The sequence below is a fragment of the Rhodococcus sp. NBC_00297 genome, from assembly GCF_036173065.1.
In the GTDB taxonomy this organism is placed as follows: Bacteria; Actinomycetota; Actinomycetes; order Mycobacteriales; family Mycobacteriaceae; genus Rhodococcoides.
The window spans coordinates 2,189,138-2,200,704 of record NZ_CP108041.1 but is presented as its reverse complement, the minus strand read 5'-3'; the positions used below and the strand labels follow the sequence as shown (position 1 = coordinate 2,200,704).

Sequence of the window (11,567 nt, the reverse complement as noted above, 5' to 3'; positions counted from 1 at the left end):
CGGGGCTATCGTGCTGCCATGAGACGGACCGTGGTCGTCCTGGCCTGCGTCGGAGCGGTCGTGGTGCTGGTGGTGGCCGCGGTGGTGGCGGTGGTGATCACGCGGTCGTCCACGACGTCTCGCGACGATGCGCGGTTCCAGGAGTCGATCGCGTCGTTCTACGAGTCACCGGACACGCCTGCCGCGCCGGGTGAGCTGATCCGCATCGAGCCGATCGACGATCTGGACGTGCCCGGCGGCACGGCCTACCGGATGCTCTACGGCACCCAGCGTCCCGACGGGTCGCCCGCCGTCTCGTCCGGAATGCTCATCGTGCCGACGGCACCGGCGCCGCCGGGTGGTCGTCCGGTTCTGGCGTGGTCTCACGGCACGCTCGGCTTCGGAGACGAGTGCACCCCGTCGCGGCGGTACCACCCGACGATGGACACCCTGGACTTCACGAACTGGTTGCCGTCCGTGATGGCGCGCGGGTGGGTCGTCGCGGCGACCGACTACACGGGCCTCGGCACTGCCGGTGACACCTACTATCTCATCGCCCGCAGCGAGGCGCAGGACGTTCTGAACTCGGTGCGGGCGGCGCGCGATCACGCTCCGGCGCAAGCGAGTTCGGTGTACGCCACGTTCGGGCACTCGCAGGGCGGTCACGCGGCGATCGGCACGGCGATGTTCGCCGACTACGCGCCCGAGCTCCGGTCGGTGGGCGCGGCGGCGGCAGCGCCCGCGGCGCTGCTGGGTCCGCTGTTCTCCGAGCAGTGGAACACGTTCGTGGCGTGGGGGATCGGGCCCAGCGTCGCCGTCTCGTGGCCGGTCGTGTATCCCGACCTGCCGCTCGAGGGGGTGCTCGGCGACGCGGCGATGTCGCGATACCGGTCGCTGGCCGACGGGTGCATCACGGACGAACTGCCCGAACTGCTGCTCGAGCGCGCCGAGGGGGAGCAGTTCTTCGACTCCGACCCCATGCAGAACCCGGACTGGGCTGCCGCCGCAGCGGATCAGGCAATCGACCTCTCGCGCGTCGACGTACCCCTCTTCGTCGTCCAGAGCCTCGCCGACACGGTCGTCCTCCCGAACACGACGGCGCTGCTGGCCCGGACGGCCTGCTCCGCACCGTCTCCCGAGTCCGACGTCGCCTGGATCGGCCAGGTGGCACACCAGGACACGGCGAAGGTCGGCGGGCTGGTGGCGGTCGACTGGTTGCAGGACCGCTTCGACGGCGTCCCCGCGCCGAACTCGTGCTCACACCCGTCGCCGATCGCGCCGGCGGATCCCACAGGGTGACGAACGCTGTCTAGTAGACCCGCAGCGTCCCCGGCGACCACAGCCCGCTCCGGGTCTGCTCGGTGACCTCGACGGTCGCTGCGGACGCGCTCGGATCGAACCTGTCGTAGCGCTCGAGCGAACCCCAGTCGCGTCCCCAGTCGTGGTTCAGGTACGTCGGGACGGTGGTGGGTGTCGCCAGCATCTCGGTGAAGCCCAGCGGGCCACCGTTCTCCGCGGCCTGCCACGTGTCGGTGGACGAGACCGCCAACCCGCGATCGGGCAGGATGCGGAAGTTCGGCACCTCGGCGACGCCGTCGAGATGGTCGAACGGACGCTGGCACGGGAACTGCAGCCCCACGGCCCAGTCCAGCAGGACGGGCTGCGTCGTGCCTATCTCCTCCTGCAGCGGGACGACCACGGGCACGCGGGGCGGCGTGAAGGCCAGCCACTGGTCACCGGTGAGGTTGGGATCGTTGGCGACCACACGCACGGCATCCGCATCGGGGGAGAGCTCGTCGAGCGGGATGCGCAGGTTGCGCCACGACGGTGCCGGGCCGATGTCCTTGGGGAGGTAGTCGCCCTGGACCTGCACCGAGCCGTCCGGCTGCCGGACGCCGTACTCGACGCGGAGCGACTGACCGTACGTGTTCTCGCCGGTCTCCTGGTTCTCGGACCAGATGCGGCCGGCCGCACTGACCACCACCAGGGGCGCGTCGTCACTGCGCGCGGGGAGGCCGTACCAGCTCGACGTCGCGTAGGCCGGTGTCTGCACCCCGGTCTGGTACGAGCCGAGGACCGGTGTCGTGGCGGGGTCGAGCCCGAAGGGCAGGCGCGCGGTGGAGCCGTTGACGCCGGCGGCGCCGACACCACCCGCGGTACCGGAGGACTGGCCCTCCTCGAAGGACGCGCCCACGGACTGCTGGTCGGTGTTGCCCTGTCCGGGCTTGACCTCCACGGCGTCGGCACTGAGGTCGGTGGGGATGCCGTTGGGTGTGAAGCCGACGGGCTCGGCGCCGCCCAGTGGGCCCGTGGCAGTGTCCACCGGTCCCGGAAGTGGCGACAGCACACCGGCGTTCGGGTCGGACTCCACGAGGACGTCCCCGGCCAGTCCGCAGCTGTTGCCGGCCAACGCCTGCACGTTGGAGCGACCGAGCGAGTAGGCGGGGTACTGCGAGACGGCACCCTTGAGGAGCGAGAGGATCTCGAACAGGACCAGCAACCCGGCCACCACGGTGAGCGGCGCGGCCGCGAACTTGCGGATGCGCCGCCCGCGTTCGGTTCCGGGCTTCGGTTGCGGCGCAGCGAATCCCTCGCGGAGATAGTGCCATGCCGCGAGTCCGACGGCGGCGAAGAACAGGATCAGCAGCACGGTGTTGGACTGGATCCCCTTGACCGAGACCACCTTGTCGAACCACGGCACGCCGTAACTCGAGACGTACCAGTACCCGTTGATGCCCGAGAACGACAGTGCGAGAACGAAGGCGAGACCGACGACGAAGACGGTGCGGTTGCGCCGCGACCGCAGTGCACTGGCCGAGACCGCGACGGCGGTGAGCGCCGCGAGCGAACCGGCGATGCCGGCGTACACCCCGAAGTGGTGGGTCCACTTCGTCGGGTTGAACATCATGAAGAAGATGGTGCCGAAGACGACACCGATGAGACGCCACGCCGGACCGGACGGGACGCCCGGGATCCGCTTGCGACGCAGCAGGACGAACACCGTGGTGAAGAGGCACAGCAGCATGGTCAGGAAGGCGAAGCGGCGGGCGACCGATCCGTCGACCGTCTGGACGAAGAGGTAGTAGTACCGCAGGAAGTCGTTGTACCAGGGCAGGTTCGGACCGATGAGCGTGCGCACACGCGTCGACTCCTGGACCGCCGCGAAGGTCTGGTCCCCGTAGACGACGATGAGGACCAGCACGCCGGCACTGGCGATGGGTGCCAGCAGCGGCAGCGTCCCGACCATGCGGTGCCGTTTGACGACGATGCGCACCAGCGGCCGGATGCCCGTCAGGATCGCGGCGACACACATGAGGCCGGTGGGTGCGGCGGCGAGGGTGAAGGCGCCGATCAGCGCTGCCATGGCGGCGGGGAGCAGCCGTCCGGTCGCGATGGCGCGCTCGACGGAGCACCACGTGAGCAGGGCGCCGAGGGCCACGACGGGCTCGGGACGCAGCCCGTTGTTGTACGGCAGCCAGAAGGCGAGGAAGACCAGTCCGCCGGTCCAGACGGCGACCGAGTTGACGCGCACCGCGCGCCCGAGGCGCGGGACCACCTCGCGGCTGATGACCAGCCAGCACAGGATGCCGGCGATCAGCGCGGGCAGGCGCATCCAGGGGCTCGCCGTCGAGATCTTGGCGAACGCGGCCAGCACGTCGTAGTACCAGCCGAAGGGCGCCTCGGGGACGCCGAACCAGCGGAAGTAGTTGGCCATGTAGCCGGCGTTCTCGGAGACGCGGGCCATGGTGAGCAGGTACCCGTCGTCCGCGGTGTTGGCGCCGAAGAAGTGCCAGCCGGCAAGTGCGCCGACCACCACCGCGTCGATACCGGTGACCCTCCACCAGTGCGCGGGGAAGAAGCGGCGGTGGGTGCGGCCGTCGACACCGTCGAGCCTGGCCAGCGCACTCAGTGCGAGCGCCGTGCAGGCGATGGCGGCAGCCATGGCGAGCAGCTTGAGCACGGTGGGCGACGACGAGAAACGGGAGTCGACGGCGATCGACACGTCGAGGCCCGGGTACTGCGCGGCGCTGCCGGCGAGGTCGGAGTAGACGCCGACCACCTGGGGCCGCAGGTCGCCGCCGAGCTGACCCGCGCGAGGATTTCCCTGTGCGTCCACGAGCCCGTCGAACGACGCGGACGTGGCATCGATGGTGGACGTGAAGGTGATCGCCCCGCACGCGGCCGACTGCACCTCGGAGCGTGGGGCGGAGACGATCACGACGTTGCGGTCGAGGACGTCGACCGTGTTCTCGCCGACGCGGACGAACATCGCGTTCAGCGCGGCGCCCTCGCCCTGCGGCGGCGCGGTGGAGAGGAGGATGCCGCCCGCGGCCGGCACGTCCGCGACGGCGCTGCAGGGGATGGAGACCGACATCGAGACCGGCACCTGGGACATCAGGGGTGCATCGACACTGTCGACGGTGCCGTCCTGCGGCCACTGGACGACGGCGTCGTCCTGCGTGACCGGAAGGAACGGGGTCAGAATCGCGAAGAGAACACCGAGAACCCCCGCCACCATCGCCACGAGGCGGGTGGTGCGGTACTGCTGTCGGACGTCCACCGAGCGATCCGGGCCGGCAGGTGTCGGCGCGGTCGGCGAAGAGGTGAGGGCGTCGGGCACGGCTCCCGATGTTATGCGACCGTGATCCGGTTGCTGCACCCGCTGGTTACTTACTGGTACTTGATGTGTCCGGGCGACCAGATGCCCGAACGCGACGACGTGGTCACGTCGGGTTCGACGGCCACCGCGTCCGGGTCGAGGGGCAGATAGCGCTCGAGGGATCCCCAGTCGCGACGGAGGTCGTCCGCCAGGTAGGTCGGTACCGTCTCCGCGCGCAGGACCAGTCCGGTCCAGCCCAGAGGGCCGCCGCCGACGGAGTCCTGCCAGGCGTTGGTCGACTCGGCACCGTTGCGGTCGGGCAGGATGCGCCACTCCGGCAGTTCGGCGACTCCGTAGCGGTGGTCGAACGGCCGCTGGCACGGGAACGCGAGTCCGACGGACCAGTCCAGCAGCACCGGGTCGGTGGACCCGACGACGTCGTTGAGAACGGTGGTCCGCGGTGCGCGCGGCGGGGTGACGGCGAGCCACTGGTCGCCCGCCAGATCCTCGTCGGAGGCGACGAGTCGCACAGCGTTCGCGGTCGGCGGGACCTGGTCGAGGGGGACCCGCAGGTTGCGCCACGACGGTTGCGGGCCGATGTCGATGGGCGCGACGCGTCCGAGGATCTCCTCGGCACCGTCCGCCCCGACCGTGGCGTACTCCACCTCGAGGCTCTGCCCCGGGGTGACGATGCCGTCGGTGTCGACCGAGCGGATACGACCCGCGGCGGTGACGGACAGGAAGTCTCGCTGCGCGGCGTCGGGCAGCGCGTACCAGCCGGACGTGAGGCTCGCCGGTGCGGCGTCACCGGAGCCGAAGCTGCCGAGAACCGGCGTGGTCGCGGGGTCCAGCCCGAACGGCAGCGCGATCCGCGAGCCGTTGACGCCGGTGCCGGCGGTGGTGCCGCCCCCGGTGCCCGCGCTGTTCGCGGTGGCCTGCTGATCGGTGTCCGAGGGGTCGACCGAGTTGGCTCCGCCTGTCGCACCCGAGCTCTCGCGATCGGCGCTCAGATCGCCGGCGACGCCGTTCGGGGTGAAGCCGACGCTGGCGGTCCCGGCGAGCGGGTCGGCGCCCGGCTCCGGGTTCAGCGGCTGGAGCATCGAGGCGTTCGGATCGGTCTCCACCAGGACGTCGCGTGCCAGGCCACACGATTGACCGAGGATCGAGTTCACGTTGGACCGGGCCACCGAGTACGCGGGGTACTGCGACACCGCCCCTTTGAGCAGGGACAACACCTCGAACAGCACCACGAGGCCGGCCACGACGGTGAGCGAGGCCCCGCTGAAGCGGCGGGTCCGCGCCGGCTGGGCGCCGACGTAGGGCGCGCGGAAGTGTTGCCACGCGGCGTACGCGAGCGTCAGCACGGTGAGCCCGAGCAGCAGCGTCGCGAAGCCCTTGCCTGCGATGGACGGGGGCTTGTCGAACCACGGCACGCCGTAGCTCGAGACGTACCACCACCCGTTGGACCCGGTGAACGCCAGCGCGGTGAGGAACAGGACGGCGGCCGTGAACAGAGTCCGGTTGCGCGGTGAACGCTCCGTCGCCGACATCACGGCGATGGCGGCGAGCGCGGCGAGAGACCCTGCGAGCCCGGCGTAGACGCCGAAGTGGTGCGTCCACTTGGTCGGCGTGAACATCATGAGGGCGAGGGCTCCGGCGACGATGCCCAGGATGCGGCGGGACGGACCGGTCGACGTTCCCGGGATTCGGCCGCCGCGACGCAGCATCACGACGAGACAGGTCACGAGGCACAGCAGCATCGCGAAGACGGCGAAGCGGCGGGCGAGCGATCCGTCGGGCGAGATGTTGAGCAGAGCGTCCCAGCGGTACCGCTCGTCGAACCACTTCACGTTGGGTCCGACCGCGGATCGGACACGGGTGGCCTCGAGGACGGAGGCGACGGTCTGGTCGGCGAACACGGCGAACAGCACCACGGTGCCCGCCGCGAGGATCGGGGCCAGCAGCGCGGGCAGTCCGACGGCGTGGCGCCGACGGACGACGATCTGGATGACCGGGCGCGCGCCGGCCAGCAGCGCGGCGATTGCGATGAGGCCGGTGGGTCCGGCAGCGAGGGAGAAGGCGGCGATCACCACGGCCACGGCCGCGGGCAGCAGGCGCCCGGTGGAGATCGCGCGCTCGATGGAGCACCAGGTGAGCAGAGCGCCGAGCGCGATGATCGGCTCGGGACGCAGGCCGTTGTCGTAGGGCAGCCAGAAGGCCAGGAAGACCAGACCGGCCGTCCACACGGCCACCGGTCGGGTGCGCACCGCGCGACCGAGGCGCGGGATGACCTCCCGAGAGATGACGAGCCAGCACAGGACGGCCGCGATCAGCGCGGGCAGGCGCATCCACGGGCTGGCGGTCGACACCTTGGCCAGTGCGGCCAGCATGTCGTAGTACGGCATGCCGAAGGGCGCCTCGGGCACGCCGAACCACCGGTAGTAGTTGGCCATGTATCCCGAGTGCTCGGAGACCCGCGCCATGTTGAGCAGATATCCGTCGTCCGAGGTGTTGGCGCCGATGACGTGCCACAGCAGCAGCGTCCCCACGACCACGGCATCCACGCCGGTGACCCGGAGCCAGTGCCGGGGGAAGAACCGCCGTGCGCGCCGGCCGTCGGCGTCGTCGAGCCGGTGCAGTGCGACCAGCGACGCGACGACCAGGAGCGACCCCAGCACGATCGCGAGCAGTTTCAGCGTCGACGGTGATGAGGAGAACCGGGAGTCCACGTCGATGCGTACCGACATGTCGGCCGGTGCGGATCCGGTCAGGTCGCTGAACACCCCGACGGTCTGGGGGCGCACGTCGCCCGGGGCCGTGCCGGTGAGATCGCCGACCGCCGCGGTGGTGCTCTCCGGCGTCGAGGTGAGAGTGAGCGCATCGCAGCCGGCCACGGTGTCCGCGGGCACCGAGAGCAGCAGTTGGTCGCGCAGCACGACGGTGACGTCGCCGGCGTCGGTCCGTGTGACCACGAGGCCCACGCGCCGGGCATCCGGTGACTGCGGCGCGACGGTGGACAGCACCAGGCTGCCCGGCGTGGCGTCGGCGAGAACGGAACACGGGACGGTGGCCGACAGCGAGAGCGGGTTGTACGAGACGAGGGGCGTCTCGACGCTGGTGAACGAGCCGTCCTGCGGCCAGGTGACGGACGCGGCGTCCTGCTCGACGGGCAGGAGCGGAGTGAGGATCGCCAGAAGTGTGCCGAGCAGACCCGTGACGATCGCGACGATGCGCGTGGTGGCGAACTGTCCCGACCGGCCTCCGGCCTTCCCGAAGGCGAATCGACTCGGTCTCGACGCCGGGGCCGGTGGTTCGGTCGTCGTCTCGGCGGTTGTCGGCACGCCACGATGCTAGGCGACGAGACCCGCCCCGCCAGAATCCGCGACCGTCAGCGGACGTCCCACACGTACGTGCCGTCGATCTCGGTGGCGGTGCGACCCAGCAGATCGTCGACGGTGTCGCGCAGTGCGTCCTGGTTCTCGGTCGGGGGCAGCATCACCACGTCGGCATCCCAGAACGCGAGGTCCTCTCGCGCCGTGCGTCGCTGATCGTCGTTCAGTGTCGGGACGATGCCGGTGCGTCCCGCGGTGCCGAGCAGCTTCGCGGTGGGTCGATCGATCGCGCCGTACTTCGCCTCCCCGTCCGGTTGTCCGCTCGGTCCGACGAAGTAGCCACCGGCGATGCGGTACTCGAGCCCGGTGTCCACCTGCCAGCGCAGCGCTGCGGCGGTGCCGGGATTCGGGACCGGCACGGTGACGATCGATCCCGGGTCGTCGGTGTCGACGTACTCGCGCCACGTCCCGTCCGCCAGGAACGACGGGGTCTCTCCCCGGTCGGCCGTCGGCAGCGGTGTCGGTGCGAGGGGGACGAGTGCGACGCCGAGAGCGCCCGTCCACACCACGGCGACGCGGCGCGACGCGGGTGCGGTCAGGACGTGATCGGTGACCATCGCGATCAGCAGCGCCATGGCCGGCACCGCGGCCAGTACGAACCGGGTCTCGAGGACGGACTGCAGGAGCGGGATCCGGTCGAGGTACTCGCCGGGCAGGGCGATGCCGGTCTCCGTCCCGTCGACCACGAGGGCGACGCCCAGTGAGGCGACGCCGAGGATCAGGATCGACACGAAGGCGGCCACCGCGATCGGACGGCGGCGCAGCACCACGGCGGAGACCACGACGAGAAGCAGCAGCGGGATGCCGAAGTACGCGTTCTGCTCGGTGGGGTTCAGGGCGACGTCGTCCATCGGAAACGCTGCACCCCAGAGCGACTGGGGCGGGAACCGGACGAGTGACACCAGATCGTTCCCGGGCAGATTGTGGTCGAGGTAGCTGTAGTGCTGTCGCCCGCGGAACTGCCACCACAGGGGTACCGCGACGAGCACCGCTGTCAGCAGTGCGGCACCCAGCACGGGCAGGGCCGCGTGCCGGACCATGGGGACGAACCGGCGCGGCCGGAACACCCAGTACAGCACCGTGATCAGGGCGACGGCGACCGCGAAGACGAGGAGCGGCTCCTCGCCGAGCATCACCTGCCACGCCACCAGGAGACCCAGGACGACGGCGTGACGGCGACGGCGAGTGTTCTCCGCGTCGGCCATTCGGACGAGCAGATACAGGATGAACGGCAGCACTCCGAGCACGACGAAGTTGGGGTGGGCGTTGGCGTGCGAGATCATGCCCGGCGCGAACCCGCAGAGGAGCCCGCCGAGACCCGCGGCCGCACGTGACCGGATCACGGTGCGAGAGAACAGGAAGTACCACCCGTAAGCGGTGGTCGCCAGCCCGAGCGTCAGGGCGAGGGTGAACGTGGCCGCCGGTCCGAAGGCCAGAGTGATCGGTGTCAGAGGTACCGACAGGCCGAGCATCGCGGTGTTGGCCATCATGTTCACGCCGTCGGGCGCGTTCTGCAGGTCGGAGAAGAACGGGTTGTCGAGATGGGTGACCGAGCGGGCGGTCACGGCGAAGAACCACTCCCACATGGTCTGGTCCTGGCCGCTGAAACGGAGGTACTGCGACTGCAGGTGCTGCCACTGGTTGTGCAGCACCAGCACGGACAGCAGCGTGTAGACGGTGGCAGCGAGGAGGTCCGCCCGGCGGGCGGTCACGTGCGCACGACGAGGACGAACGGACCGATCTCGCGGATCTCGAACCGAGGGTCGTCGAACAGCGACTCGGGGTAGGAGACGGTGTAGCGGCGCACGTTCGGATCGTTGGGGTACACGTCCTCCGCGAGACGCAACGTGTAACCGTCGGCGCCGCGGCGGAAGAGGAACGCGTCGGGGGCGCGCCACGGCAGGGCATCGAGGGCGGCGATCAGTTCGTCGCTGCTGCGCAGATCGCTCCACGACTCGATGGCGTCGGCGCGGGCGGCGAACTCGGCGAGCGGGTTCGCGTAGTGCGACGTCAGCCCCTGGAACCCGAAATACGGGTGGTACGCGAGGAACGTCGTGTCCGAGGTGAGCAACACCGTGTCGGTCCGCGGACCGGGCCGCGCCTCCTGGAGTGCCGCGTCGACCTCGCCGTAGTACGACACGGCGCTCGGTGGTCTCTGATCGGCACGGACTCCGTCGCCGTCGGTGTCCGTGTACGCCACCGTGATCTCGTTCTGCAGGACGTGGGGGATGTCCTGGGCGAAGGCGACGGCGCCGACGATCCCGACCGCGACGGAGACGGTTCGGACCCGGGGCGACTCACTCGCCACCAGGTACAGCGCCCGAGCGCCCTCCACGAAGCCGAACACGCCCGCGGCGCCGAGGATCAGCACCAGCACCGCCTCGAGTCGGAAGCCGAGCAGGGTGGTACCCGCGACAGTGGCGAGCATCGACAGCAGACACCACCCGTAGACGGCGACGACGCCGAGACCCAGGGCCTGCGCTCGGCGAGAATCGCGGACCCGCACCACGATCCACAGAGTGCCGACGAGGCACAGTGCGCCCGTCAGGGTGAACTCCGCCATCGGGAAGGGCAGTTCGGAGCCGGACTCCGGCAGGTAGTGCAGAGCGGTTCCGCTCTCCGCGGTGCTGCCCGTCAGCGACGCGAGCAGGTACGGCGCCCAGACGGTGAGCGCGAGCAGACCGGAGATGCCTGCGATGACGACGAGGCGGAGTGCCGGATCGAGCAGGGCTGCGAGGGAACGGTTCTCCCGGTACCGCAGCACCGCCGCGACCACCGCCATGAGCACGACGGTGAAGGCCGCGATACCGAGATAGAGGGTGTAGACCATGGCGGCGACACCGAGGAACAGGCCGGTGCCGATGACGGCCCCCCAACCTCTTCTGCTCGAGTCCGGTCGATGCAGGGCGCCCCAGGCGAGGAGGAGGATGGGCGGGATCATGACCGCGATGGTGGCGCCGTAGGCCTCGGGCGAACCGTAGGCCAGCATCAGGGCCGTCACGCCCAGCGCGGCCAGTATTGCCAGGTCCGCTCGAACGAGACTGCGCCACAGTACGAGCGAGACCACGGCGGCGACGGCGAGGGTGGCGATGGCGTAAGGCTTGTAGGCCTCCCACCCGGCCATGCCGAGCGCGTCCGCGACCCGGCCGCCGACCCAGAACCACCCTGCGGGGTAGTACGGCGGGAGGTCGGCGTACGTCATGTCGGCCAGTGCCGGCGAGTCGGTGAGGCGAGTGAGGTACTCGGTGCGGAACTCCTGATCCACCGAGATGCCGAACAGGTACAGCTTCGTGGCGGCCAGCGGCATGCCGAGCGTGACGGTGACGAATCCGGAGAGGCCGATCCACGACAGCAGGGTCGCGACACGGGGGGAGCGGCGCAGCCGGAGCATCACCACCGACGCGGCCAGCACGGCGAGAGCAGCCACCTGGCCGACCGTCGCGACGGCGCGAGTCACGTTGGAGGAGTTGAATGCCGGCCACTGCACCAGGGAGAAGGCGTACAGACCGACCGCCGCCACCACGGCCGCGACGACTGCCGCGACGACGGCCTCTGCGCTGGTACTCAGAGCCGTCCGCATGACTCTGTTCGGCATG

5 protein-coding genes are annotated in these 11,567 nt (G+C 70.3%); 1 reads left to right on the top strand and 4 read right to left on the bottom strand.

Features of this window, described 5'->3' with window-relative positions; genetic code table 11:
- Positions 1–18 precede the first annotated feature (18 nt).
- Positions 19–1,278: a lipase family protein gene (locus OG947_RS10560; RefSeq protein ID WP_328813884.1), complete on the top strand. Its 1,260-nt coding sequence runs from the start codon at positions 19–21 to the stop codon at positions 1,276–1,278.
- Positions 1,279–1,288: 10 nt separating this feature from the next.
- Here OG947_RS10560 and OG947_RS10555 read toward each other — a convergent pair whose 3' ends face one another.
- From OG947_RS10555 to OG947_RS10540, 4 genes are read right to left on the bottom strand one after another with little or no spacing between them, the layout of a single operon-like run.
- On the bottom strand, positions 1,289–4,600 hold the full coding sequence (locus tag OG947_RS10555; protein ID WP_328813883.1) for an arabinosyltransferase domain-containing protein: 3,312 nt from the start codon (positions 4,598–4,600) through the stop codon (positions 1,289–1,291).
- Between the two features lie 50 nt (positions 4,601–4,650).
- Complete coding sequence (locus OG947_RS10550; RefSeq protein ID WP_442973107.1) at positions 4,651–7,920, bottom strand: arabinosyltransferase domain-containing protein; 3,270 nt, start codon at positions 7,918–7,920, stop codon at positions 4,651–4,653.
- A gap of 47 nt (positions 7,921–7,967) precedes the next feature.
- Positions 7,968–9,683 (bottom strand): glycosyl transferase, encoded by a 1,716-nt coding sequence (locus OG947_RS10545; RefSeq protein WP_328813881.1) that lies wholly within the window; start codon positions 9,681–9,683, stop codon positions 7,968–7,970.
- A complete protein-coding gene (locus OG947_RS10540) occupies positions 9,680–11,566 on the bottom strand; it encodes a galactan 5-O-arabinofuranosyltransferase (protein WP_328813880.1) in 1,887 nt (628 codons plus the stop codon). Before OG947_RS10540 ends, OG947_RS10545 begins: the two co-directional genes overlap by 4 nt.
- Position 11,567: the final 1 nt, after the last annotated feature.

What these genes read in the sequence shown, in the direction of transcription:
- OG947_RS10560 (WP_328813884.1), top strand. Translation starts at nt 19, where the DNA reads ATGAGACGGACCGTGGTCGTCCTGGCCTGCGTCGGAGCGGTCGTGGTG.
- OG947_RS10540 (WP_328813880.1), bottom strand. Translation starts at nt 11,566, where the DNA reads ATGCCGAACAGAGTCATGCGGACGGCTCTGAGTACCAGCGCAGAGGCC.